This window comes from Stenotrophomonas sp. STEN020 (assembly GCF_056760195.1).
The window spans coordinates 52,595-78,783 of sequence record NZ_JBRREI010000020.1; the positions used below are offsets into that span (position 1 = coordinate 52,595).

The following is a 26,189-nucleotide window of genomic DNA, read 5'->3' on the forward strand; positions in this document are numbered from 1 at the left end:
ATCACAGGTGCGCCCTCTACCATGGCCGCAGCGCATCCGCGCCCAACATCGCATCCGTGATTCCCGGAGGGGGGAAGCGCTTGATGAATAGCAAACTGCAGCTGTCGTTCTGGCAGATCTGGAACATGTGTTTTGGCTTTCTGGGTATCCAGTTCGGCTTCGCGCTGCAGAACGCCAATGCCAGCCGCATTTTTGAAACGCTGGGCGCGCCGATGGACGCGGTGCCAGGGCTGTGGATCGCCGCACCGCTGACCGGCCTGCTGGTGCAGCCGGTGATCGGCTACCTGTCTGACCGCACCTGGACGCGCTGGGGTCGCCGTCGCCCCTACTTCATGATCGGCGCGGTGCTGACCACGCTCGCCCTGCTGGTCATGCCCAACTCGCCGACGCTGTGGATCGCCGCTGGCACGCTGTGGGTGCTGGATGCCTCGATCAATATCTCGATGGAGCCGTTCCGCGCCTTCGTCGGTGACCAGTTGTCGCCCAAGCAACGCCCAGCCGGTTTTTCGATGCAGAGTTTCTTCATCGGCGTGGGCGCGGTGGTGGCCAGCTTCCTGCCCTTCATCCTTGCGCACTTCGGCGTGGCCAATACCGCGGGACCGGGTGAAGTACCGGATACCGTGCGCTATGCCTTCTACTTCGGCGCAGCAGTATTGCTTCTGGCGATGAGCTGGACGGTGTTCAGCACGCGCGAGTATTCGCCGGCCGAGCTGGCCAGTTTCGATGATGCGGAGCCGGCCGCTGTGCATGCCGTGCAGCGTGCTGGCGGCCTGCCGCAGTGGCGGCAGATTGGCGTGTGGCTTGGCTTGGGCGTGGTGTTGGCGGCATTGATCGCCTGGCGCCAAGGCGACCGCATGCTCTACGTACTGGCCGGCCTGTGTGCCAGCTACGGCCTGCTGCTCACCGTGGCGCGGGTGCTGCCGGGCACGCATATGCTGGCTACCATCGTCGATGACCTGCGCAGCATGCCGGGCACGATGCGGCGGCTGGCGTGGGTGCAGTTCTTCTCCTGGTTCGCCTTGTTTGCGATGTGGATCTATACCACCGCAGCGGTGGCGGGCACGCACTTCGGTTCCACTGATACGCAGTCTGCCGCGTACAACGAAGGTGCAAACTGGGTCGGCGTGTTGTTCGGCGCTTACAACGGTTTTGCTGCTGTGGCGGCGCTGATCATTCCGCTGATGGTGCGCGCCATCGGCCTGCGTTGGAGCCACCTGGTCAATCTGTGGCTGGGCGGGCTGGGCCTGATCTCGCTGATGCTGATCAAGGACCCGCATTGGCTGCTGCTGTCGATGGTCGGCGTCGGCTTCGCCTGGGCCTCCATCCTATCGCTGCCTTACGCGCTGCTGTCGGATAGCGTGCCGGCGGCGAAGATGGGCGTGTACATGGGTATTTTCAATTTCTTCATCGTGATCCCGCAGCTGGTCGCAGCCAGTGCCTTGGGCTTTGCGCTGCGCAACTGGCTTGGTGGCGATCCCATCCACGTGCTGGTGCTGGGTGGATGCAGTCTGTTCGTAGCCGGCTTGTGCGTGCTGCGGGTTCCGTCGCAACAGGAGGTGGTGTGATGCGTAGTCGTTTGGCAGCAGCGGTTGGTCTGGCAGTGGCGGCGGGTTCGGTCTTGGCCGGCAACCGGCCGGATTACATCGGCACCACTGAGCCATTCGCCAGTGACGCGGTGTACTTCGTGGTCACCGATCGCTTCGTCAATGGCGATACCAGCAACGACCATCGCGACCAGGGCGGCGAACACCGCACATTCGATATCCCGGTGCCGTGCCCCGACAAGATCGACGGCAACATCGGTTACCTCGGCGGCGACTTCAAGGGCGTGCTGGACAACGCCGACTACATCCGCCAGCTCGGCTTTGGCGCGGTGTGGATCACGCCGATCATCGACAATCCCGATCAGGCTTTCACCGGCAGCAAGCCGATCAGCTGCACCAGCACGCTGACTGACCGCGGCAAGACCGGCTATCACGGTTATTGGGGCATCAACTTCTACAAGCTGGACGAGCATCTGCCCAGCGCCGATCTGGATTTCGCCGGGCTGAGCAAGGGCCTGCACGATGCCAAGCTGAAACTGGTGCTGGATATCGTCGGCAACCACGGTTCGCCAGCCTGGACCATGCCCAAGCGGCAGCCGCAGTTCGGGCAGATATTCGACAAGGACGGCAAGCTGATCGCCTACCATCAGAACCTTGCACCGGACAAGCTCGATCCAAAGCACAACCCGCTGCACGCGTTCTACAACAACATCGGCCCGGTCGATGGCAGCAAGGGCTCGATCTTCGACGGCAACCTGGCCGAGCTGTCGGATTTCAACGAGCACAATCCGGCGGTGATGGATTACCTGGTTGGCGCCTACCTGCAATGGACCGCGCAGGGTGTGGATGCCTTGCGCATCGACACCATCGGTTGGCTGCCACATCCGTGGTGGCATGAGTTCGTAAACCGCATCCGTGCCGAGCACCCGGACATGTTCATGTTCGGCGAAGCCTTCGACTACGACGCCGCCAAGATTGCCGAGCACACCTGGCCGGCGAACGCCAACGTCAGCGTGCTGGATTTCCCGCTGCGTGGTGCTATGTCCTCGGTGTTCGGCAAAGAGCAGAAGGGCTTTGAAGCGCTAGCCGAACCGCTGCACCTGAGCGGCGGCCCGTATGCCAATCCATACGCACTGATGAGCTTCTACGACAACCACGACATGGCGCGGCTGGATGCCAGCGATGCCGGCTTCATCGACGCGCATAACTGGTTGTTCACCGCACGCGGCATTCCGGTGCTCTATTACGGCTCGGAGACCGGTTTCATGCGCGGCCGCGCCGAACATGCGGGTAATCGCGCCTACTTTGGCCAGCAACGTGTGGATGCGGCAGGGCAGAGCCCGATTTTCGCGCCGCTGCGGCGTATAGCGAAGTTGCGTGAAGCCACGCCTGCATTGCAGCGCGGTCTGCAGGTGAATGAACGACTGCAGGGCGATGAGGCAGTGTTCTACCGTGTGCTGCAGCATGGAGACACGGCACAGACGGTGCTGGTGTTGCTGAACAAGGGCGATGCTGCGCGCTCGTTCGAGGTGAGCCGATACCTCCAAGCCGGGCAGTGGCGTGATGTGCTGGATGGCCGCTCGCTGAAGGTGAAAACTTCTCTGAAGACCGAAGTGCCGGCGCATGGCGTCAAGGTTTTTGTGTTGGAGGGGCAGGTCTTGCAGCCGGAGCTGCGTGTGCAGTTGGATGCTGCTATGGCGGATCAGCACGCCAGGGACGTGCGACTGGCGCAGTGATGCTCGCTTAAGCCCCTCTCCCGCTAGCGGGAGAGGGGTTGGGGTGAGGGCAGCTTTAGCTAGCTAGTTCCCCGCGCCAAAAGCACCCCTCCCCAACCCTCCCCTTTGCTACGCAAAAGGGAGGGGGCAGATCGCGGCGCGGCAGGGGGCGCTTGTCTCCCTCCCTTTGCCGAAGGCAAGGGGAGGGCCGGGGAGGGGTAGCTCTTGCTTCTGCACCAGCCTTTGCGACTCCCAAAGCCCCACCCGCTACAATCCGCCCCCAGGCATTCCCGGCGGCACCGCATGAACCAGCTCCCCCCGCAAACCCCCATCGAAACCCTGTTGCAGACCGCAATGGACGGCAAGCTGCCGATCCGCGCCTTCATGCAGGCCTTCGTCGCCTCCGAAGTGGTGCTGCTTACCGGCAGTCTGGTCACGGCCGACGGCAGTGGCTTTGATCCGTTGCTGTTCGACAAGCAGGGCGTGCTGCACGTTGCGGTATTCACCGATATGGCGCGGGTTGGCTTCCACCAGCAGCAGGCACCGCACAACATCCGCATGCTGATGCTGGACGTGCTGCGCCGTGTGCCAGGTGGCTACGGCGTGGTCATCAACCCCGGCACGCCGCTGGGCTTCGAAATCTCGCCGTCAGGTGTGGGCGAAATCCTCAAGGATTTCAGCTGAGCCAAGGCATGCGGCAGCACTTGCTGCTCGAATCACACGCCAAGCGATGATTCCCGCACCACAAGCCTTACCGGAATGGTGAGGCCTTCCACCGCCTCGCCGGCAATCAGGCTCAACAGCTTGTCGACCAGCAGCTGACCGGCTTGCTTGGTGTCCTGCTGCACCGTGGTCAACGGCGGCGATACCGATGCTGCCAGTGGGATATCGTCAAAGCCGGTAACCGCGATGTCCTGCGGCACGCGTACACCGCGCTCTCGCAATGCACGCAATGCGCCGATGGCGATCAGATCACTGGCCGCGCAGATGGCATCGAAATCCTTGCCGCTGTCGAGCAGGGCGATGCAGGCAGCGTGGCCGGAGTCCTCGGTGGTGATGGCGTCATGCTGCAGCGATGGATCTGCCCTCAAGCCGCGCGCGGCCAAGGCTTCGACATGGCCGCGGTAGCGCTCTTCGAATTCGGGGTAGTGGCTGGACGCATGGCCGAGGAAGGCGATGCGCTGGCGGCCTTGCTCAAGCAGGTGCGCGCTGATATCAAAGCCGCCCTGGAAGTTGTCACTGCCAATCGATACGCCGGGCTGGCCCGGCAAGGCCGCGCCCCAACGCACGAAGTGGGTGCCTTGCTCCACCAGCCGCTGCAGCCGCTCCACCGACTCGTGGTAGTCGCCGTACCCCAGCAGGATGATGCCGTCGGCCTTGTTGCTGTCCTCGAAATCGGCATGCCAGTCGCTGGACAACTGCTGGAACGACACCAGCAGATCCAGCCCCTTCAACGCGCAGGCACGGGTGATCGAGCCCAGCATCGAGTGGAAGAACGGGTTGATCAAGGAGTCATCGTTGGTGGGGTCCTCGAAGAACAGCAGTGCCAGCGTGCCGGATTGCTGGCAGCGCAGGCTGGAGGCGTTCTTGTCGACCTTGTAGTTCAGCTGGCGGGCGATATCGAGAATGCGCTGGCGGGTTTCGGCATTGACCATCGGGCTGCCACGCAGCGCACGCGATACCGTCGGCTGCGAGACGCCGGCCATGTGTGCGATATCCAATGAGGTGGCTTTGCCCTTGATGACCATCTTGACCAGCAATCTGAACGACGTCAGGCATCATGCCATGTGGCCGTCGGAACGGGGCGGACTGAGTCCGGGAGGCCCCGTCAGACGGGCGATTCCAGCGCTGGCCGGCGAACCCTTCGGACCTCGTCGGGGCCGGTGGCAACCCCGGCCGGGGCCAGCGCAAGCCTTACGCCGCAAGGGCTGCAAGGATTGGCTGCTATCTGTCGCCGGACAGATATAATACGTCGGCTATTGCCCGCATCCGGCGGGTGGACCCCAACGGAAGAGTAGGAACCTATGGCCCGCGGCATCAATAAAGTCATCCTCGTCGGCAATCTCGGTAACGACCCGGACACCAAGTACACCCAGGCCGGCATGGCGATCACCCGCATCAGCCTGGCGACCACCAGCGTGCGCAAGGACCGTGACGGCAACCAGCAGGAGCGTACCGAGTGGCACCGCGTGGTGTTCTTCGGCAAGCTCGGCGAGATCGCCGGTGAATACCTGCGCAAGGGCAGCTCGGTCTACGTCGAAGGCGAACTGCGCTACGACAAGTACACCGGCCAGGACGGTGTGGAAAAGTACACCACCGACATCGTTGCCAACGAAATGCAGATGCTCGGCGGCCGTGGTGAAGGCGGCGGTGGTGGCGGTGGTGGCATGGGCGGCGATCGTCCGCAGCGCCAGTCGGCCCCGCGTCAGCAGCAGGGTGGCGGCCAGGGCGGTTACGGCAACCAGGACCAGGGCGGCGGCGGTGGCTACGGCGGCGGTCAGCGCCAGCAGCAGCGTCAGGCACCGCCGCAGCAGCAGTCGGCTCCGCCGATGGACGACTTCGCCGACGACGATATTCCGTTCTAAGACACACCCAGTTTCAAGTGTTGATCAAGATCCAAGAAAGGCCCGCTTTTAAGCGGGCTTTTCTTTACTTCAATGTTTCTTCCACTCAACGCGCCATTGCAGGTCGTGCAGCCCGTTGTGCAGCGGCTGCGGGACGTCCTTGCATCCCGCAGAAGTCGCAAGCGTCGTCTCGTAGAGAATCATGGCCAACTGCAAGTAGTGTTTTCTGGCGTGGCTCCATCGCGCGTTAGCGCTGATTGCTGGCGGACTGGGCGGCGGGCAGGTGCTCGCGCAGGTAGTCCGCGCCGGTCTGGATGACCTTGGCCGGATCACGTGGCTGGTCGTGCTCGATGATGTACCACTGCACGCCGGCAGCAGCTGCGGCAGGCAGGATCGCCGGCCAGTCCAGCACGCCCTGGCCGAGCGCGGCGAAGCCGCCTTCGTCTTCGGCCTGGCCTTTCGGCGCATTGTCCTTGGCATGTACCGCAAACACCTGGCCCCGGAGTTTGCCCAGCATCACTACCGGATCCAAGCCGGCACGTGCGACCCAGGCCAGGTCCAGTTCGCTCTGCAGGTCGGGTCCGGCTGCAGCGAACAGCAGTTCCAGCCCTGTCTTGCCATGAAAGTCGATCAGCTCATAGTCGTGGTTGTGGTAGGCAAGGCGCATGCCCTTGTCGCGCAGCTGCTTCGAGATACGTCCCAGTTCCTGGCCCAGTGCGATCCACCCCGCGGCATCGGTCGGCCGATTCTTTTCGTCCAGGTACGGCAGCACCAGCGTGGTGTTGCCTGTCGACCGGTTGAAGGCCACCAATCCGTCCAGGTCATTGCGCAGTTCGGCCAGCGGTACGTGGGACGAAATCACCTTGATCGAGTACTTGTCCAGCAGTCGGTTGAGCTCCAATGTGCTTACGTTCTGTGTTCCAAGCGTTTCCACCGATTGCACGCCAGCGTCGTGGACGATTTTCAACTGCTGGTCGAGCGAGCCGGCGTTGAACAGTGTGTACATCTGCACTGCGATCGGCTTCTGCGGGCCGGTGACGTCGCGGGCGAAGGCGGGCAGGGCTGCAAGGAACAGCAGGGCGAGAGTTGCAGTTTTGCGAGCACAGATGTTCATGAAGAAATCCTCCTGGGATTCAACCGATGGTGGTCCAGGCGCGCGTCCTGGCCGATGTGATGACGCGATCAACGATCCGCGCCGAGCGCAATCCGTCTTCGAAGGTGGGCAGGCCCTGTGGTCGCTCGCCTTCGATGGCGTGATAGGTGTCGGCGATAAACGCCTCGAAACAATGGTCGTAGCCCTGTGCGTGTCCTGCTGGCAACACCGAGAGCCTGCGTTGTTCGCCATTGCCGGCGCCCGGCCCACGTACAAAAATCTCCTCCCGCTGGTCGGGCAAGCCGATCCACAGCCGCTCGGTATCCTCCTGATTGAACGCCATGCTGGCTTTGGCGCCATCGATCTCGAACCAGAGCCGATTGTGGCGTCCCGCCGATACCTGGCTGACCGTCAACGAAGCCAGTGTCCCCGCGCTGGTCCTGAACATTGCCGCAGCCACGTCCTCGCTCGCTACCGTCTGCATTGCGCCGTGTGCCGCAGGTGTGGTGAAGCTCTGGCCGGTGAGGGCGCCGCGTTCGGGGATCGCGGTGTTGAAGGCCGCGCTGACCTCGGCGAAGCGTTCGCCGCTGGTCCATTCCACCAGATCGCACCAGTGCGAGCCGATGTCGGCGAACACCCGCGACGCGCCGCCCAGCACCGGGTCCACGCGCCAGTTATTGCTGGCCGGGTCCAGCAGCCAATCCTGCAGGTAGCTGCCGTGGATCAGGTGCAGCGGCCCCAGTTCTCCCTGTGCGATGCGTGCACGCGCCTCGCGGATCACCGGGTGGTAGCGGTAGACGAACGGGACCGTGGCGACCAGTCCGGTCGAAGCGGCCAATGCTGCCAGCGCCTGCGCGTATTCCAGAGTCGTGGCCAGTGGCTTCTCGCAGATCACGTGCTTGCCGGCCTCCAGTGCGGCCTGCGCCATGGGGCGGTGCAGATGGTTGGGCGTACAGATGTGCACGACCTGTACCTGTGGGTCGGCCACCACCTCCTCGATGTTCCGGTAGGCGCGGGGGACATTCCACGACTGCGCAATCTCGCGTGCGCGTTGCGGGGAAGAGGCCGCTACGCCGCGCACTTCGGCGCCGGCCAGCAGTGCGGCGCGGCGGTGCACGGCACTGATCATGCCTGTTCCGACGATGGCGATTCCAAGCTTTGGCATCGGATGGGTTCTCAGAGCGTGGAGGGCGAGGCCGCGATCACCGGGCGGCCGCGGAACAGCAGCAGGAAGGCGATCAGCACGAACAGTGCTACCCCTGCGGGGAACAACCAGATCTGCTGCCAGTCCGGTCCTGTCGCGGTGGTGAAATGCTCCACCACCGCACCGGACAGGAAGGTGCCGATCAGCATGCCCACGCCGTATGTGGCCAAAGTGATGAACCCCTGCGCGCTGCTGCGCGCGGCGGGGCCGGCATGCGCATCGGTGTAGATCTGGCCGGTGACGAAGAAAAAGTCGTAGCAGATGCCATGCAGCACGATGCCGGTCACCAGCAGCGAGAAGCCGCCGCCGGCATCACCAAAGGCGAACATGAGGTAGCGCACGACCCACGCCGCCATGCCAAACGCCAGCATCGTCTTGACGCCCAGTCGCACGAACAGGAACGGCATGGCCAGCATCAGCAGCACTTCGGAGACCTGGCCCAACGACTGCAGGCCGGCCGCACCGTGCACGCCCAGATCGTTGAGGTACTGATTGGTGAAGTTGTAGTAGAACGCCAGCGGGATGCAGATGGCGATGGATGCCAGGAAGAACACCAGGTAGGAGCGCGACTTCAGAAGCCGCAGCGAATCCAGGCCAAGGATCTGCCCCAGCCCGACCTCACGCTGTCGCGCAAGCGGCGGCGTGTGCGGCAGCGTGAACGCATACAGGCCCAGAGCCAGCGATGCCATCGCCGCCATCCGGAACGTCAGCTCCAGATGCTGTGACTGCTCCCAGCCCAGCCAGCCGATCAACACGCCCGCCACGATCCAGCCGACGGTACCGGCCACTCGCACGAATGGAAATTGTTTCTCAGGCGATTGCATGTGCCGCATCGCCACGCTATTGACCAGTGCAAGAGTGGGCATGAACAACAGCATGTAGCCCATGATGCAGGCGGAAAACAGGCTGAAGTTACTTGCTGTGGACGCCAGCCACAGGAGCCCTGCGCCGGTCAGATGCAGTACCGCGAGGATGTGCTGCGCTGCGAAGTAGCGATCCGCGATCAGGCCGACCAGAAAGGGCGCGACGATGGCGCCGATGGATTGGCTGAGGAAGGCAGTGGCTACCTGGCTTGCGCTGGCCTGCAGGGGGCCCTGCACCAGATAGGTCCCCAGGGTTACAAACCACGCCCCCCAGATGAAGAACTGCAGAAACATCATCGCGCCCAAGCGCGACATGGTGTGCGTCATGGCTTGCCCTCCCGGGGCGGTAGTGGCTCAGATTCCCAACATGTGGCGGACGGACCCGGTATCGCTGCCGCTGTCGGCGAAATCGTCGAAGGCGCGCTCCGTCACCCGGATGATGTGATCGGCGATGAAGGCGGCGCCCTGCCGTGCGCCGTCTTCCGGGTGCTTCAGGCAGCACTCCCACTCCAGGACTGCCCAACCTGGGAAATCGTAGTGCGCGAATTTGGAGAAGATCGCCTTGAAATCGATCTGGCCGTCACCGAGCGAACGGAACCGCCCCGGGCGATCGATCCAGTCCTGGTATCCGCCATAGACGCCACTGCGCGCACTGGCGCGATACTCCGCGTCCTTGACGTGGAAGCTGCCGATGCGCTCGTGATACCGGTCTATGAAGCCCAGGTAGTCGATCTGCTGCAGCAGCAGGTGGCTTGGGTCGTACAGGATCTTGGCGCGTGGGTGATGGTCCACCACGTCGAGGAAGCGCTCGAAGGTCGCGCCGTCGTGCAGGTCCTCACCTGGGTGAATCTCGAAGCACAGGTCCACGCCGCAGGCGTCGAAGGCATCCAGGATGGGGCGCCAGCGGCGGCCGAGTTCGGCGAAGGCTGCTTCCACCAGCCCAGGCGGGCGTTGCGGCCAGGGATAGAAGTAAGGCCAGGCCAACGCGCCGGAAAACGTGGCATGCGCGGTCAGCCCCAGGCGCTGGCTGGCCTTGGCGGCCAGCAGCAGCTGCTGCACTGCCCATGCCTGGCGGGCTGCAGGATCGCCACGCTTGTCCGGTGGTGCGAATCCGTCGAACAGGGTGTCGTAGGCAGGATGGACGGCGACCAGCTGTCCTTGCAGGTGGGTGGACAGCTCGGTGATCTGCACACCATGCGCGGCCAGCATGCCGGCGACGTCATCGCAGTACGTCTGGCTCCGCGCTGCTTCGGCCAGATCAAACAGTTGGGGAGCGCTGGTGGGTACTTGTACGCCAGAATAGCCCAAGCCCGCGGCCCAACTGGCCAGCGTGTCCAGCCGATCGAACGGAGAACTGTTACCGATGAACTGTGCCAGGAACAGGGCAGGACCTCTAAGCGTTTTCAACGAAATTCGCCTTGATGCAATCGATTGCATAACGCTAGCACGGGTCTCCCGCAGGTGCGTTGTGCATCGCGCAATGAAAGGAAATACGTAACGCATGGCAACCATTTACGACATTGCAAAGCACGTCGGCGTTTCTGCCGGCACGGTGTCACGCGCGCTCACCCGGCCGGACAAAGTCCTGCCGGCCACGCGCAAACGCATCGAGCAGGCCGCCGCCAAGCTGGGCTATGTCCCCAACACGGTCGCCAGGACACTCAAGACCCAGCGCAGCGGCAAGATACTGGTCACCGTCCCCGATATCGCCAATCCGTTCTTCGCGCAGATCCTGCAGGGCGCCGAAGATGCAGCGCAGGCGGCTGGCTACGCGGTTCTGTTGGGTGATACGCAGCATCAAGCCGAGCGCGAGGAGCGCTACGCGCAGATGCTCAGACGCAACGAGGCCGATGGTCTGATCGTGCTTGGCCATCGTCTTCCGCCAACGGCGCGCGACATCGTCAAGCAGCAGGGCAGCGCTGCGCCGGTGGTCAATGGATGTGAGTTCGAACCGACCATGGGCATCCCCAGCGTCCACATCGACAACGCGGCCGCCGCGCGAGTCGTAATGGAACACCTGTACGGATTAGGACATGAGCGGATCGCCGTGGTCGGCGGACCGCCCGACAATCCCCTGCACCAACAACGGATGGAAGGGGTCCATGCTGCTGCCAGGACGCGCGGTCGTCTGCGCCAGCTGAGCATCGCGCCCGGCGACTTCTCGCTTGAATGCGGCCACGCGGCTGTTATGGCGTTGTTGACCCAGTCACCGATGCCGACCGCGATCTTCTGCTTCAGCGATCAGATGGCCTTGGGTGCCCTGGCTGCCTGCAGGGATCTGGGCATACGTGTGCCGGACGCGTTGTCCATCGTCGGCTTCGACGATCTTGCATCATCCAGTTTCCTTACCCCACCGTTGACGACCATCAGGCAACCCATGCGGGAAATCGGCGCGCACGCGGTCAACCTGCTGCTCGCCATCATCGAGCGCGTCGATGTGCAGCTTCAGCAGACGCTGGATTTCAGCTTGATGGTGCGCGGCTCGACTGGCGTGCCAAGGGCGGAATGATGGCAGGCGGCAATGACGCCCAAGCGTTGGCCTCAATCAGGGAGAAAGCTCGAATCTGCTGCCTCTCCCAGATATTCGATCCATCCAGAAGTAGAAAAGTTCAGCCACAATAGCTGCAGACAAACAGGTCATTCCGCCATGGAATCAGCCTGCTGCTATCCGCCTGCCATAGTCCACGCAAGTCAAGGTCTCAAGGAAGACACCATGCACGTTTCTGATCTCGTAAGTCTGATTGGCGCCAAAGGTAGTGATTCGCAGCTCGTGGATTGGTTCGAGAAGCACGGAATCGGCAAGCCGCCGGTGTCCGTCACTGCGAATCAGGGCACCAAGAGCGTCAAGGACAAGCGCCATGAGATGGAGCATTACTTTGCGTTTGACATCATCAACGACCGTTTCTATCCGCCGGTAGCCGGCCCGCGGGGGGGCTGGGTTTGTCATCTGCAGTCCGTGTTGCTGTTCTCACGCAAGCCCAAAGGCAACGTCACGTTGCCGGCCGGGTTCTGGGACGGTTTCGTGGGGCCGGATGCGAGCTTCGATGAGTGCATGGCCTTCTTTGACGGGAAGGTGGACGCGTATACCGATACGCAGCTGTTTCAGAAACCGCTTGGTGCGGATGTGGAGCTGAAGCTCTGGTTCTGCCCCAGGAAGCAGCGGGTGGAGACAATCCAGGCGAGCATCGTGCAGGATCGCCAATTCCTGGGGCACCACGAGTTCGATCAGGCCAACGTGCATAACACGGTGAAACCGGCCGCTACGCTGGTGGTCAAGTGGCTGTTCGAAGGGCGCCATCTGCGGCTGCCTGACGACATCTATGCCAAGGGGCTTGCAGATGATCACGCCGGGATTCTGGAGTTCGTCCGCCAACATCTGAATGGTCATGTATGGGCATCGCAACTCAATGACGACCAGGTGCTGCGGCAGGTGCTCAGCCACACCCAGACCAGCAGGCCGTTGAAACTCTCGAATGGAGAATCGTTGGAACTGTTCGCGCAGACGCTGTACCTCCGAGCTGCTGGTGCATGGGATGCGTATCAGGCGATCTACAACGATGATGCCCTGGACGACTGGGCCGGGTCTGTTGACCGCTTTCGGGAATCGGTGGTGCTGGATGTGGAGCAACGCCGGACATTCCTCGACATGCTGCACGAGGCGTATCGTCTGGTTGGCGCTGAAAAGGCTTAGCCCAGCCAACAAATCAGGTTTGATTGTGTTGAGATTCTTGCCCCGGAATCGATGGGTGTGCATGGCTCGATCAAGCCGTAAGAGTCGATTTCGATGGCTTCGGTGATCTTTTCTGGATATTGAGAGGAATAGGCTGTTCCCCCGGTCAAATTTCAAGCGCCTGTGGATGGAACTATCCAGTATCAGGCGGCTAGAATCAGCCAACGCGGGCCGGACGCCCGTTCATTGGGGGCAAGATGCAGATGATAAAGCTGGGGATGGCATTGGTGCTGTCTTTCTGTTCGGCCAGTAGTTGGGCCGCTGTGGATCTGGGGCAATTCATTCGCAAGGATGATTTCAACGACATCAAATTGTCGCCATCGGGCAAGTACTACGCGGCCACCGTGCCACTGGAAGACAAAACCGCACTTGTTATTTTTACCCGTGAGGGCAACAAGAAAGCGGGGGCGTTCGTCCTGCAGCGCAATATGCATGTAGACAGCTTCGATTGGGTAAACGACGAGCGCGTGCTGATTGGCATCGCCGAGAAGTTTGGCCTGTTGGACGAGCCGCGTTTGACCGGCGAGTTGTATGCCATGAACGCCGATGGCGGGCAGCCGGAGTTGTTGGTCGGTTTCCGCGTGCAGGGCAATGGCCCAGGTACCCGCATCCAGCCCAAAAAGGTGGAGAGTGTGGCCGCATTCCTGGTCGATGGCTTGCCTGCAGATGACCGGAACGTGGTGGTGTCTACATGGCCTTTGGGCACGATGGAACCATTCACCCGTGCTGAGAGGCTGGATGTAAACAGCGGACGCCGTACGGTGGCCGCGACGGTGCCGGTGCGCAACGCCAGTTTTGTCACGGATAACACCGGCGAGGTGCGTCTGGCGCTGGGTTCCGGTTTGGACAACATCAGCAAGCTGTATTACCGCGATGCGGCAGGCACCGATTGGCGCTTGATCAACGATCAGAAAGCGAATGGCCGGATTGAAGTGCCATTGGGCTTTTCGGCAGATAACACATTGGCCTATCTGCAGGTGCGTGGTGATGGCAAGGGACCGGACAGTATCGTGGCTTGGAATCCTGTCACCAATGCCCGCACCACCGTACTGCATGACCAGGCAGCAGACCCGTGGTCCATTATCTATCGCACCGGCACGAGCGTGCCTGTGGGTGCGCAGATAATGGATGGGCGCCACCGCAGTGTGTTTTTCGATGATGGTGTGCCTGAGGCGCGTTTGTTCCGTAGTCTGGAAGCTGCATTTCCGGGGCAGTCGGTACGAATCACTTCCAGTACCAAAGACGGCCAGTTGTCGATGGTGAGAGTGTGGTCTGGTAGCAATCCAGGCGATTTCTACCTGTATGACTCTGCCGCCAAGAAGCTGAGTTTCGTGGTCGCCAGCGGCAGCTGGATCGACCCGGATGCAGCAGCCGTGGTTGAACCCTTCAGCTTTGCTGCACGCGATGGATTGAAGATCCACGGTTACCTCACCAAGCCACGTGGTGTCACAGGCCCGCGGCCGATGGTGCTGATGCCGCATGGTGGCCCGTACGGCATATTTGACGCATGGCGTTACGACCGTGATGCGCAGATGTTGGCGGCGGCGGGCTATACGGTAATGCAGGTCAACTATCGAGGTTCGGGAAACTACGGCTGGGAGTTCCGGCGTCTGGGCGCGCAGCAATGGGGCGGAACGATGCAGGACGATCTTACCGACGCGACGCGCTGGGCGATCCGCGAAGGACAGGCTGATGCAACAAAGGTTTGTATTTACGGCGCCAGCTACGGTGCATACGCCGCGCTGATGGGCGCAGCAAAGGAGCCCACGCTCTATCGCTGTGCAGCCGGCTATGTGGGCGTTTATGACTTGCCGATGATGCAGCGTGCTGATGCACGCACCGCGCGTAGTCTCGGCAATTGGTCCAAGGACTGGGTTGGCGAGGATCAGGCCGCGCTGGCTGCTGCGTCGCCGAACCGATTTGCGGATCGAATCAAGGTTCCGGTGTTCCTCGCTGCTGGCGGCGAAGACGAGATCGCGCCAATTGAACACACTCGGATGATGGAGGCAGCCTTGAACAAGGCCGGTGTTCCGGCGGAGTCGCTGTACTTCAGCACCGAAGGGCACGGTTTCTATACCGAGCCACACCAGCGCGAGTACTACGGCAGGTTGTTGAGCTTCCTGTCGCAGCATTTGGGTGGAGAGACCGCGAAGTAGTTTTCTTCCCGGGCAGCGGGCGTTGGCCCTGGTTTTGTGGGAGCGGTGTCAACCGCGAAGCTGAAGTTGTGTCAGGTTGCGGACGTTGATGTCACGCAAGCGGTACGTGCTTCGCGGCTTACGCCGCTCCTACAAAAGCGGGATTTCAGCGCACGCCGTGCATCATCCGCTTCAGCAGTGGCGAGGCCAGCAGGGCGACTACCGCACAGCCCAAGCCGATCCACATCAGCAGCCAGAACAGGTGTTCGTAGCGGCCCGCAGCCTCGGCGATGTTCATCACTTCGCCTTCGGGTACGTCGATGGCGGCCAGCTTGCCGAACAGTGCCGCCAGCGTCTCGGAGAATGCCGTGGCCAGGAACCAGGTTCCCATCATCAGGCTGACCACGCGCGGTGCCGCCAGCTGGGTGACGGCTGACAGGCCTACCGGCGACAGGCACATCTCACCGATCTCCAGGATCAGATAGGCCAGCACCAGCCACCACACACTGGCCATCTGCCCGGTTGCGCCCACCTGCTGTGCGGCCAGGGCCAAGGGCACGAAGGACAGTGCACCGAACACCAGGCCGAACGAGGATTTCAACGGCTTGGACGGATCCAGCCGACGCTTGTCCAGCCATGCCCACAGTGCAGCGAACAGGGGGGCAAGCAGCACCAGAAACAGTGCACCCAGATAGGTGAGCGAACCGGCGGTCTGTGGCAGCACCAGGCAGTCGCGGACCAGCATCACCAGCATCGCGACAACGATGACGCCGAACAGCAGGCGCGGTGCATTTGATGCCGGATTGCGATCAGACAGGCGTGCGGCCACCACGAAACCCAGCGGCGCCAGCAGCAGCGAGACGATGGACCAAGGCAGCGGCGTGCCTTCGCGTATCACCAATGACGGCACCAGATCCTTGGTCAACAGGCGGTCGGTGAAGGTGACCCACGAGCCATAGGTCTGCTCATACAAAGTGAAGAACACCAGCGCCATGAAGATCAGCACCATCAGCGCGATCATTTGCTGGCGCTGTTCCGGTGTGCATTGCGTGCCGGTGAACCAGGCAAACCACAGCAGTACGCCGCCGAGCACAAGGATCATCAGCATCAGTGCGAGGCTGATTTCGCCACCCAACGCGAACGCACCGTTGGCTGCCGCCCACATCAACGCCGCGACCGGAACGATGCCGACAACGGCAACGCCATAGATCAACCACTCGCGTGGCACGCCAAACACGCGTTCGCGCAGCGTGGCCGGTTGTGCTGGCTCGGCGTGCCCGTGCAGGTACTTCTGCCCCCACAGGAACATCGCCAGCCCGACCAGCATGCCGATGCCAGCCGCGCCGAAGCCGTACTTCCAGCCATAGGCTTCGCCGAGGAAGCCGCAGACCAGCGAGGCGAACAGGGCGCCGAGGTTGATGCCTGCGTAGAACAGCGAGAAGCCTGAGTCGCGACGCGGATCGTTGTCCGGATACAGCTTGCCGACGATGGTGGAGATGTTCGGCTTGAGGAAGCCCACACCCATGATGATCAGTGCCAGCGACAAGTAGGTGATCGACAGCGCACCCTCGTCGCGGACCACTTCGCCCGCCACCCGATGCGCGGCATGACCCTCAAAGGCCATGCCGGCATGGCCCAGCACCAGCAGGATGCCGCCGAAAACCACCGCCTTGCGCATGCCCAGCCAGCGGTCGGCCAGCAGCCCGCCGAACACTGGAATGCAGTAGACCAGTCCACCGTAGGCGCCGAGCAGGTCCAGCCCGGCCTTGTCGCCGAACAGGTGGTACTTGGTGAGGTAAAGCAGCAGCAGCGCCTTCATGCCGTAGAAGGAGAAGCGTTCCCACATTTCGGTGAAGAAGCAGACGTAGACACCCTTGGGGTGACCGAGGAAATCGTCGGTGCGAGCGCTGTGCAGGGCGGTTGCGGTCATTGATGGTGCCGGCAGGGACAGCGGCCGAGTATAGGACCGCTGGCCCGTAGCTGCGCGCTCAGAGGTAGCGCAGCCAGGCCAGGTCGCGGCGGCGTGCCTTGAAGCGGGCAAAGGCGCGGGTGGCGGGGTAGAGCAGCACCGCCAGCACCACGCTGATCAACAGCAAGGCCGACACCGAGTCGACCGCGAAGTAGGTGCCGTGGTTCGCGCCCCAACGCGCCATCGCGGCCAGGTATAGGAGCTTCAGCACATACAAATGCAGCAGGTAGAAGAACATCGGCGCCGCGCCGATCCACGCCAGTGGCTGCAACCACGCTGCGATGCGTGGCTGCTCGTACAGGCGCAACAGCAACAGGCCGATGCCTAGCGTCAGCAGCAGGAACAGCAGCGAAGGCGGGTACTTGGTGACGTTGAGCAGGCTCATCAGCGTCGTCTGGGCGTCGGTGAAGCGCAGCCAGGGGTGGTCGCCGTAGACATTGGCGGCACGCAGCAGCACGAAGCCGGTCAACATCGCCATACCGGTGATCAGCAGCCAGCGCTGACGCTGCGGCGCCGGGCGGTTGCTGGCGTACCACGGGCCCAGCACGTAGCCCAGGGCAATCACGCCGATCCACGGCAGCAGCGGGTAGGAGGTGCGCAGGCGCAGGCTGTTGCCCAGTTCGATCCAGTCACGCTGGTGCAGGATCTTCCATAGCGTCGCCAGTACGCCGTTGCCCTGGGCCTGCAGCGGATCAAGCAGGTTGTGGCCGGCAATGATGACCACCGCCAGCGCCAACAGCAGCTTGCGCGGCAGCCACAGCAGGCCGGCCAACGCGATCATGCTCAGGCCGATGGCCCAGATCACCTGCAGGTAGAGCGTGCTGGCCGGGAACTGGAAGGTCCAGGCGAAGTTGACGAGGGTCAGCTCCAACACCACCAGGAACAGGCCGCGCTTGAGCAGGAAGGCGGCGGTGGCGCGGCGCGGATCGGGCTGGCGTTGACCATACAGCCACGCCGACAGGCCGGTGAGCAGCACGAACACTGGGGCGCATAGATGGGCCAGCAGGCGGAAGCTGAACAGGGCGGGTGAAACCGAGCCCACGTCCATCGGGTCGCTGACCTGGTGCTGCAGATAGAAGGTCTCGCGTACATGGTCGATCAGCATCAGCAGCATCACGGTGCCGCGCAGCTGGTCGATGGAGGCCAGGCGGTTGGTCAGGGCAGGGGGCATGCGGGGGAGTCTTGCGGAAAAGATATAACATAACATCACTGGTCCGCAGGGGCGACTTTGCCGATATGGCCAACAGAAGATGCGGATTCACGGAATTACCGGTGCGGAGGGCATCGGCGCTGCGTTCAGGCTGGACTTGCCGTTAAGCGGGCGTTAGCGTGGCGAAGGTTTTTTTGCCATCCAAGGGCTTTCCATGAACAACGCTGCGCCTGCGCAGCTCACATTCCGCGCGGTGGTTCTTGCCGTCGTGCTGGCTGTGGTGCTGTCTGCCGCCAATGCTTACCTGGGCCTGTTCGCAGGCTTGACCATCGCTACCGCCATTCCGGCCGCCGTCGTCTCGATGGGCGTGCTGCGTCTGCTCGGTGGCGGCACCATCCTTGAAAACAACATCGTCCAGACCGGTGCCTCGGCCGGCTCGTCGATTGCTGCCGGCGTGATCTTCACGATCCCGGCGCTGGTGATCATGGGTTACTGGCCCGACTTCAAGTACTGGTGGGTGCTGGGCATTGCCGGCCTCGGCGGCCTGCTGGGCGTGCTGTTCTCGGTGCCGCTGCGCCGCTCGATGATCGTCGAAGACCCGCTTCCCTTCCCGGAAGGCAAGGCGGCAGCGGAAGTGCTCAAGGCCGGTGAGAACCCGGGCCCGGGCATGAAGATCCTCGGCATCTCGGCTGCCATCGGCGGTCTGGTGAAGCTGGCTGCGGCCTCGGGCCTGCGCATCTTCCCGGATGCCTGGGCGCAGTCGGCCTATGTCGGCAGTTCCAAGATCACCGCCTTCATCGGCACCAACCTGTCGCCGGCATTGTTGGGCGTGGGCTACATCGTCGGCCTGAACGTCGGCATCGTGGTGGTGTCCGGCTCGATCCTGTCCTGGCACATTGCCATTCCGCTGTACCAGGCGTTCTTCCTGAGCGGCAACCCGGACCTGGCCGCATCGCTGGCCAATGCCGGCTCGGCCGAATCTGCGTTCGCCATCTGGGGTTCGCAGATCCGTTACCTGGGCGTCGGCGCCATGTTGATCGGCGGCGTCTGGACCCTGTTCTCGCTGCGCAAGTCGCTGCTCAATGGCGTCAAGAGTGGTTTCGCCGCCGCCCGCAAGAGCAGTGGCCCGGCACTGGCCGAGACCGAACGCGACCTGCCGATGAAGTGGATGCTGATCGCGCTGATCGCCTTCACCCTGCCGCTGCTGGGCCTGTACCAGGCCATCGTCGGCCAGTGGCACGTGTCGATCCCGATGACCATCATCATGATAGTCGCCGGCTTCCTGTTCGTGTCGGTGTCGGCCTACCTGGCTGGTTTGATTGGTTCGTCCAACAACCCGGTCTCGGGCATCACCATTTCCACCATCCTGTTCGCCTCGGTGGTGCTGGTGCTGCTGCTGGGCAAGGACGGCCTGATTCCGGTTGGCGTCGGCGGTGCTCCGCTGGGTGCGGTGGCCGCGATCATGATCGGCGCGGTGGTCTGCTGTGCGGCCGCCGTTGGCGGTGACAACCTGCAGGATCTCAAGGCCGGTTATCTGGTCGGCGCGACGCCGTGGAAACAGCAGCTGATGCTGGGCATCGGCGCGTTCTCCTGCGCCCTGATCATGGCGCCGGTGCTGAACCTGCTGGCCCATGCCTACGGCATCGGCGCACCGACCGCGGAGCACCCGAACTCGCTGGCAGCACCGCAGGCCAACCTGATGGCCTCGGTGGCGCGTGGACTGTTTGGCGGTGAATTGCCGTGGACGATGATTGCCTTGGGCGCGGGTGTTGGCGCGCTGATCATCGCCATCGACGAATGGCTGAAGAAGACCGGTAAGCGCTTCCGCGTGCCGGTGCTGGCTGCTGCCATTGGTATTTACCTGCCGCTGGAACTGATGGTGCCGATCTTCCTGGGCGGCCTGCTGGCCCACCTGGTCGAGCGTTTCCACAAGCTGCGTGCCGACGACGAAGAAGGCCGTGACCGCGTGCATCGCCCGGGCGTGCTGTTCGCTGCTGGCCTGATCACCGGTGAAGCCTTGATGGGCATCGCCATTGCGGTGCCGATCGTGGTCAGCGGCCAGGGCGACGTGCTGGCGTTGCCACTGGGTGGCTTTGCTGAGACCTGGGCGAGCGTGTCGGCCTGGGTTGGCCTGTTCGTGCTGTTCCTGGTTGGCTTGCTGATGTACCGCATCGGCAAGAAGGGCGAGCCGGCGGCGAAGGCTTAAGGGCTGGAACTCGACAGACCGCACTGCCTTTCCTTCTCCCGCTTGCGGGGGAAGGTGCCCGAAGGGCGGATGGGGGGAGCATTTGATTTTGACTTGGCTATGGGCTTGAAGCTTTAGAGCCAGAGCCAGAGCTAGAGCTAGAGCACCCCTCCCCAGCCCTCCCCTTGGCCTGCGGCCAAAGGAAGGGGGCTTGGAGCCAAAGCCAGAGCCACGGCGCCCTCACCCCAACCCCTCTCCCGCTTTGCAGGAGAGGGGCTTAGGTAGAAGCGAAGCAAAGCGACAACAGCAAAGCCGCCCTTGGGCGGCTTTGCTGTTTCCGGCGGTTGCCCGTGCATTACTTCAAGCCTTTGCAGTGGGGCGGGCTGGACGCCTACCATCGGGGTTTGCCTTTGTCTGGGAGTTGCCCATGAAGCTTCGTCACGCCCTGTTGCCGCTGTGCCTGCTGGCCGCCTTGCCATCATTGGCCAGTGCGCGCGGTTTTGAAGTCCGCGACATGGTCAAGCTGGACCGTGCGTCCGCGCCGCTGCTCAGCGCCAATGGCGCCCAGGTGGTGTTCGCCAAGCGCATCGTCGATGCCGATCTCAAGGCCAGCAGCAGCCTGTGGATCCGTGACCTGCGTACCCGCGACATGGCGCCGCCGAAGCAGCTGAGCCCGGCTGGCTGGAACGTCAATTCGGCCTCCATCGAGGGCCAGAACGTGTACTTCCTCAGCGCCAAGAACGGCAGCCAGCAGCTGTACGTGATGCCGCTGGCTGGCGGCGAGCCGCGCCAGCTCACCGATTTCGCGCTGGACGTGGATAGCTACCGCATCTCGCCGCAGGGCGACCGCGTGCTGTTCAGCACCGGCGTGTTCCAGGACTGCGGTTCGGACCTGGCCTGCACCAGCAAGCGTCTGGACAAGGACAAGGCCGACAAGAGCAGCGGCCAGGTGTACGACAGCATGTTCGTGCGTCATTGGGACACCTGGGCTGACGGCCGCCGCAACACCTTGTTCGTCGCACCGCTGCCGGCAGCCGGTGCTGCTGCGGTGAAGGGCGCTTCGGCGATCAGCGCGACGCTGGCTGGCGATGCGCCGTCCAAGCCGTTCGGCGGCAATGAAGACTTCGCTTGGGCGCCGGACGGTAAGTCGGTGGTCGCCAGCATCCGCGTGCAGGGCAGCAAGGAGCCGTGGTCGACCAATTTCGATCTGTACCGCCTCGACGCAGCTGGCAAGAAGGCGCCGGTCAATCTGACCGCTGCCAACCCAGCATGGGACGCCGGCCCGGCGTTCAGCGCCGACGGCAAGACCCTGTTCTACCGCGCGATGAAGCGCCCGGGCTTCGAAGCTGACCGCTTCGGCCTGATGGCAATGGACGTGGCCAGCGGCAAGGTCAAGGAAATCGCCGCGCAGTGGGACCGCTCGGCTGATGGCATCACCTTGTCGGCCGATGGCCAGACCATCTACACCACCGCACAGGACATGGGCGAACACCCGCTGTTCGCGGTCAACATCGCCAATGGCGAGCCAAGCAAGCTGGTGGGCGAGGGCAGCATTTCGTCCTTCGACGTCGCCGGTGATGCGCTGGCCTTTACCCGCAACTCGCTGAAGAGTGGCGACCAGGTGTTCACCAGCAGCACCGCTGCCGGCGCACCGCAGCGTGCCATCACCCAGAGCGCTGGCGAAATGCTGGATGGCGTGAACTTCGGTGACTTCGAGCAGTTCTCGTTCAAGGGTTGGAACGACGAGACCGTGCACGGTTACGTGGTCAAGCCGCACAACTACCAGGAAGGCAAGAAGTACCCGGTTGCGTTCCTGATCCACGGCGGCCCGCAGGGTAGCTTCGGCAATGGCTGGAGCTACCGCTGGAACCCGCAGACCTATGCCGGTCAGGGCTACGCAGTGGTGATGATCGATTTCCACGGCTCCACGGGCTACGGCCAGGCCTTCACCGACGCGATCAGCCAGCATTGGGGCGATCGCCCGCTGGAAGACCTGCAGAAGGGTTGGGCCGCGGCGCAGCAGAAATACAGCTTCCTCAACGGCGACAAGGCCTGTGCGCTGGGCGCCAGCTACGGCGGCTTCATGGTCAACTGGATTGCCGGCAACTGGAATGAGCCGTGGAAGTGCCTGGTGAACCACGACGGTGTGTTCGACCAGCGCGCCATGGGCTATGCCACCGAAGAACTGTGGTTCACCGAGTGGGAGCAGGGCGGTACTCCGTACGACGTGCCGCAGAACTACGAGAAGTTCAATCCGGTCAACCACGTCGCCAACTGGAAGAAGCCGATGCTGGTGGTGCAGGGCCAGCTGGATTACCGCATCCCGGTGGAGCAGGGCCTGGCCACGTTCACCGCGCTGCAGCGTCAGGGAATCGAGTCCAAGTTCCTGTACTTCCCGGACGAAAACCACTGGGTGCTGAAGCCGCATAACAGCGTGCAGTGGCATGACACGGTCAATGGCTGGCTGAAGCAGCACATCGGCGAGTAACGGGTCATGGAGAGGCGCGCCGTTGGCGCGCCTTTTCTTTTGGGCCGGCACCGTGATTCAGGTCCTGCGCCGCGCTACATTCTTGTGCTCGTTGTCATGGAGGGCGTGATCGATGGGAATGTTCAGCATCTGGCATCTACTTGTTCTGTTGGTCGGTTTTGTGTTTCTTGCAGGCGGCATCGCCTTGGTTGTCTGGTTGTGCGTGCGGGCAGCAGGCAAGCCCAGTTCAGGAGCCAATCCATTGAGCCTGCAGGGGCGTCTGCAACAGTTGGATGAACTCCGCGCAAAAGGCCTGCTCAGCGAGGCGGAATATCAGCGGCAGCGTGGTGTCATCGTGAGCAGCATCTAGCGGCTGTAGTTGTCGTCCTGTTGGGCTGTTGATTGCCAGGCATGGGACGGGGAGTGTTGTTCTGCCGGGTCGGCATGGCCGGGAGGGGCGAAGGATCCGCCGTTGTTGCTTCGTTCTGCGCTATCCCTGTCTTCTGTCCTTGATGAGGTGTGGCTGCAGGTTTTCTTCATGGGCGGGGTTTGCCCACACCAGGTAATCAAGGGGATAGACGATGATGGCAGCCGCAACAGGCGCACTCATCAGCAATGACATCATCGTGTTCGGCCTGATCGCCGCCACGCTGGGCGTTATTTTCTGGACATCGGGCAGCAGCAATCCGCTGCTGAAAAAGTTCTACAGCTTCGTGCCAGCGTTGCTGCTGTGTTACTTCATTCCTGGTGTGTACAACACCTTCGGTCTGATCGATGGCGAGACCACCAAGCTCTACAACCCGATCGCGCGCGATGTGTTTCTGCCTGCCGCACTGGTGTTGTTGACGCTGTCCATCGATCTGAAAGGCATTCTCGGTTTGGGCTGGAAGATGCTGGCCATGTACGTGGCGGCGGTGCTGAGCATCATGCTCGGGGCAGTGGTCGCCTTCCAGATAATGGCCTGGCTGCACCCGGAAACCGTGGCCGGCGCAACCTGGGGCGGTATGGCGGCGCTTGCCGGTAGCTGGATCGGCGGCGGCGCCAACATGCTGGCGATGAAGGAAATCTTCGAAGTCGATGCCACCACCTTCGGACAGTTCGCGGTGGTGGATGTTGGTGTCGGCTATGTCTGGATGGCAGTGCTGATCTTCTTCGCTTCACGTGCGCCGGCCATGGACAAGCGCAGCGGCGCCGATACGCGCGCGCTGGATGATCTGCGTGATCGTGTGGCCAGTTATCAGGCGCAGCACGCGCGCATTCCGGCGCTGGGCGATTTGATGGTGATGGCCGGCGTGGCGTTCGGTGCGGTAGCACTGGCGCACGGCCTGGCCGCACCGCTGGCCGAGTGGTTTGCCGCAAACGTCAGCTGGTCCAGCTCGGTGAGCATGGACAAGCCGTTCGTGTGGGTAGTGATGCTGGCGACTTTCATCGGTCTGGGCTTGAGTTTCACGCGTGCGCGCGAGCTGGAAGGCGTAGGCGCTTCGAAGTGGGGCTCGATGTTCCTGTACTTCCTGATCGCCTGCATCGGCATGCAGATGGATCTGTTGGCGCTGCTGGAGAAGCCGTGGCTGTTTGCGTTGGGCGTGCTGTGGATCGGCGTGCACATCGTGCTGTTGTGGCTGGTCGGCAAACTGCTGAAGGTGCCTTTCTTCTATTTCGCGATTGCATCGCAGAGCAATATCGGTGGCCCGGCCTCGGCGCCGGTGTTGGCTACGGCCTTCCATCCGGCGCTGGCGCCGGTAGGTGTGTTGCTGGGCACGCTGGGTTATGCGGTGGGTACCGGTGCGGCCTATGTGGTGGGGATTACGTTGCGGGCGATGGCTGGGGCCGGTTAAGAAGCGGCACGCATTGCGTGCTTCCCCTCTCCTCAATCCCTCTCCCGCAAGGGGAGAGGGGCTCGAATCCCGCGAGCGCGAGTTAACCGTGCAACCGCAACTTTAGCCCCTCTCCCCTTGCGGGAGAGGGGTTGGGGAGAGGGGAGCGCGTAGCGCTGCTTTCGCTAAGCAAGACCAACATCCACCACCATGCTAGGCTCCACCCTCCGACGCCACGTCACCAACGTGGCGTTTTTTTTTTCTTCGATCGACAGGAACAGGCCTTATGCCGACCGAGCCCAATACTGCCCTCATCACCAATGACATCGTCGGCCTCGGCCTGATCGCTGCAACATTGGCCCTGATCTTCTGGTTGGCCAGCGGCCCAACCCCGTTCTGGAAGAAGGTTTTCACCTGGGTGCCAGCGCTGCTGCTGTGTTACTTCATACCCGCCATCTACAACACCACTGGCCTTATCGACGGCCACAGCACCAAGCTCTACAACCCGATCGCACGTGACGTGTTGCTGCCGGCGGCGCTGGTTCTGCTTACGCTTTCCATTGATTTGAAAGGTATCGCCAAGCTTGGCCCCAAGCTGCTGGTGATGTTCGTCACTGGCACGGTTGGCATCGTGCTGGGTGCGGCGGTGTCGTTCCAGGTGATGAAGTTCATCCATCCGGAAACCGTAGCCGGTGACACCTGGGCCGGTATGGCCGCATTGGCCGGCAGCTGGATCGGTGGCGGTGCCAACATGGCCGCCATGCGCGAAACCTTCAACGTCGATGCCACCACGTTCGGCCAGATCGCGGTGGTCGATGTGGCCTGTGCCAGTCTGTGGATGGCGGTGCTGCTGTGGCTTGCCGGCCGCTCGCAGGCGATTGATGCCAAGAGTGGTGCAGACACCACGGCCATCGACGATATGAAACGTCGCATTGCCGAGTACGAAGCCAAGAGTGCGCGCAATCCCAGTCTGACCGACCTGATGGTGATCGTTGGTGTTGGTCTGGGTGTTGTTGGTCTTGCACACGCGTTGGCTGTCCCGCTGGCCAACTGGTTTGGTGAGAACGTCAGCTGGGCAAGCAAGGCTTCGTTGAACTCGTCCTTTGTGTGGGTGGTGATGCTTTCCACCATTGCCGGCCTGCTGCTGAGCTTTACCCGTGCGCGCAATCTGGAAGCGGCGGGTGCATCGAAGATCGGCACCTTGTTCCTGTATTTCCTGATTGCCTGCATCGGCATGCAGATGGACCTGCTGTCACTGGCTGATCGTCCCTGGCTGTTCCTGCTCGGTGTGATCTGGATGGGCGTGCACATCGGCCTGCTGTACATCGTTGGCCGGATGCTGCGCACGCCACTGTTCTTCTTCGCGATCGGTTCGCAGGGCAATATCGGTGCGGCGGCATCGGCACCGGTGGTGGCAGCTGCATTCCACCCGACCTTGGCGCCGGTGGGTGTGCTGCTGGGCACGGTGGGCTATGCCACCGGCACGGTGATCGCCTACATGACCGGCTTGATGCTGAAGTGGATGGCTGGCGCCTGAGGTAGCAGCGTTGTAGGAGCGGCTTCCTGTTGTAGGAGCGGCGTAAGCCGCGAAGCCTGTGTTGCCGCAGATCACGCTGTCATTGCAATCTCATGATTTGTCGGCGTGGGGGGGGGGGGGGGGGGCAGAAAAAAAGTGTTGGGGTTTATGACAGAGACCCGGAGAGGCGGGCGGCGCGGGGGGGGGGGGGGGGTGGGGGGGCAGCGCCGAAGGGGGGGG

At 62.6% G+C, this 26,189-nt stretch carries 19 protein-coding genes; 12 read left to right on the forward strand and 7 right to left on the reverse strand.

Features of this window, described 5'->3' with window-relative positions; all coding sequences use genetic code 11:
* The first annotated feature begins 83 nt into the window (after positions 1–83).
* The 3 genes from ACVOLZ_RS10615 (at position 84) to ACVOLZ_RS10625 (ending at position 3,943) form a co-directional block, all read left to right on the forward strand.
* Positions 84–1,565: an MFS transporter gene (locus ACVOLZ_RS10615; protein WP_481516099.1), complete on the forward strand. Its 1,482-nt coding sequence runs from the start codon at positions 84–86 to the stop codon at positions 1,563–1,565.
* The gene (locus ACVOLZ_RS10620; protein WP_481516100.1) at positions 1,565–3,280 is read left to right on the forward strand and encodes an alpha-amylase family glycosyl hydrolase; all 1,716 of its coding nucleotides are present in this window, start codon (positions 1,565–1,567) and stop codon (positions 3,278–3,280) included. Before ACVOLZ_RS10615 ends, ACVOLZ_RS10620 begins: the two co-directional genes overlap by 1 nt.
* A gap of 282 nt (positions 3,281–3,562) precedes the next feature.
* On the forward strand, positions 3,563–3,943 hold the full coding sequence (locus ACVOLZ_RS10625; protein ID WP_481516101.1) for an SseB family protein: 381 nt from the start codon (positions 3,563–3,565) through the stop codon (positions 3,941–3,943).
* Between the two features lie 32 nt (positions 3,944–3,975).
* Here ACVOLZ_RS10625 and ACVOLZ_RS10630 read toward each other — a convergent pair whose 3' ends face one another.
* Positions 3,976–5,007, reverse strand: coding sequence for a LacI family DNA-binding transcriptional regulator (locus ACVOLZ_RS10630; RefSeq protein WP_481516117.1), 1,032 nt, complete (start codon positions 5,005–5,007; stop codon positions 3,976–3,978).
* Positions 5,008–5,283: 276 nt separating this feature from the next.
* On the opposite strand from ACVOLZ_RS10630, the gene ACVOLZ_RS10635 reads away from it, so the two are divergent.
* Positions 5,284–5,844: a single-stranded DNA-binding protein gene (locus ACVOLZ_RS10635; RefSeq protein WP_481516102.1), complete on the forward strand. Its 561-nt coding sequence runs from the start codon at positions 5,284–5,286 to the stop codon at positions 5,842–5,844.
* A 226-nt stretch (positions 5,845–6,070) separates the two neighbouring features.
* Here the strand turns inward: ACVOLZ_RS10635 and ACVOLZ_RS10640 are convergent, their stop codons facing one another.
* From ACVOLZ_RS10640 to ACVOLZ_RS10655, 4 genes are read right to left on the reverse strand one after another with little or no spacing between them, the layout of a single operon-like run.
* Entirely contained in the window at positions 6,071–6,937 is an 867-nt protein-coding gene (locus tag ACVOLZ_RS10640) for a sugar phosphate isomerase/epimerase family protein (protein WP_481516103.1), read from the reverse strand.
* Positions 6,938–6,956: 19 nt separating this feature from the next.
* A complete protein-coding gene (locus ACVOLZ_RS10645) occupies positions 6,957–8,081 on the reverse strand; it encodes a Gfo/Idh/MocA family protein (RefSeq protein ID WP_481516104.1) in 1,125 nt (374 codons plus the stop codon).
* A gap of 11 nt (positions 8,082–8,092) precedes the next feature.
* The gene (locus tag ACVOLZ_RS10650) at positions 8,093–9,310 is read right to left on the reverse strand and encodes a nucleoside permease (RefSeq protein WP_481516105.1); all 1,218 of its coding nucleotides are present in this window, start codon (positions 9,308–9,310) and stop codon (positions 8,093–8,095) included.
* 27 nt (positions 9,311–9,337) lie between these two features.
* The gene (locus ACVOLZ_RS10655) at positions 9,338–10,390 is read right to left on the reverse strand and encodes a sugar phosphate isomerase/epimerase family protein (RefSeq protein WP_481516106.1); all 1,053 of its coding nucleotides are present in this window, start codon (positions 10,388–10,390) and stop codon (positions 9,338–9,340) included.
* Between the two features lie 94 nt (positions 10,391–10,484).
* Between ACVOLZ_RS10655 and ACVOLZ_RS10660 the strand changes: the two genes are divergently transcribed.
* From ACVOLZ_RS10660 to ACVOLZ_RS10670, 3 genes are all read left to right on the forward strand, one after another.
* Positions 10,485–11,492: a LacI family DNA-binding transcriptional regulator gene (locus ACVOLZ_RS10660; protein ID WP_481516107.1), complete on the forward strand. Its 1,008-nt coding sequence runs from the start codon at positions 10,485–10,487 to the stop codon at positions 11,490–11,492.
* Positions 11,493–11,696: 204 nt separating this feature from the next.
* Positions 11,697–12,674: a hypothetical protein gene (locus ACVOLZ_RS10665; RefSeq protein ID WP_481516108.1), complete on the forward strand. Its 978-nt coding sequence runs from the start codon at positions 11,697–11,699 to the stop codon at positions 12,672–12,674.
* A 242-nt stretch (positions 12,675–12,916) separates the two neighbouring features.
* On the forward strand, positions 12,917–14,869 hold the full coding sequence (locus tag ACVOLZ_RS10670; RefSeq protein ID WP_481516118.1) for an alpha/beta hydrolase family protein: 1,953 nt from the start codon (positions 12,917–12,919) through the stop codon (positions 14,867–14,869).
* Between the two features lie 145 nt (positions 14,870–15,014).
* On the opposite strand, the gene ACVOLZ_RS10675 is transcribed toward ACVOLZ_RS10670, so the two are convergent.
* Entirely contained in the window at positions 15,015–16,778 is a 1,764-nt protein-coding gene (locus ACVOLZ_RS10675; protein ID WP_481516109.1) for a peptide MFS transporter, read from the reverse strand.
* Positions 16,779–16,836: 58 nt separating this feature from the next.
* Positions 16,837–17,988 (reverse strand): acetyltransferase domain-containing protein, encoded by a 1,152-nt coding sequence (locus ACVOLZ_RS10680; protein WP_481516110.1) that lies wholly within the window; start codon positions 17,986–17,988, stop codon positions 16,837–16,839.
* Between the two features lie 193 nt (positions 17,989–18,181).
* On the opposite strand from ACVOLZ_RS10680, the gene ACVOLZ_RS10685 reads away from it, so the two are divergent.
* The 5 genes from ACVOLZ_RS10685 (at position 18,182) to ACVOLZ_RS10705 (ending at position 25,970) form a co-directional block, all read left to right on the forward strand.
* Positions 18,182–20,173: an OPT family oligopeptide transporter gene (locus ACVOLZ_RS10685; protein ID WP_481516111.1), complete on the forward strand. Its 1,992-nt coding sequence runs from the start codon at positions 18,182–18,184 to the stop codon at positions 20,171–20,173.
* Positions 20,174–20,579: 406 nt separating this feature from the next.
* Positions 20,580–22,640, forward strand: coding sequence for a S9 family peptidase (locus ACVOLZ_RS10690; protein ID WP_481516112.1), 2,061 nt, complete (start codon positions 20,580–20,582; stop codon positions 22,638–22,640).
* A gap of 118 nt (positions 22,641–22,758) precedes the next feature.
* Positions 22,759–22,989 carry an SHOCT domain-containing protein gene (locus tag ACVOLZ_RS10695; protein WP_481516113.1) on the forward strand — a complete coding sequence of 77 codons (231 nt, stop codon included), beginning with the start codon at positions 22,759–22,761 and terminating at the stop codon, positions 22,987–22,989.
* A 214-nt stretch (positions 22,990–23,203) separates the two neighbouring features.
* A complete protein-coding gene (locus tag ACVOLZ_RS10700; protein ID WP_481516114.1) occupies positions 23,204–24,454 on the forward strand; it encodes a DUF819 family protein in 1,251 nt (416 codons plus the stop codon).
* A gap of 265 nt (positions 24,455–24,719) precedes the next feature.
* Positions 24,720–25,970 (forward strand): DUF819 family protein, encoded by a 1,251-nt coding sequence (locus ACVOLZ_RS10705; protein ID WP_481516115.1) that lies wholly within the window; start codon positions 24,720–24,722, stop codon positions 25,968–25,970.
* Positions 25,971–26,189: the final 219 nt, after the last annotated feature.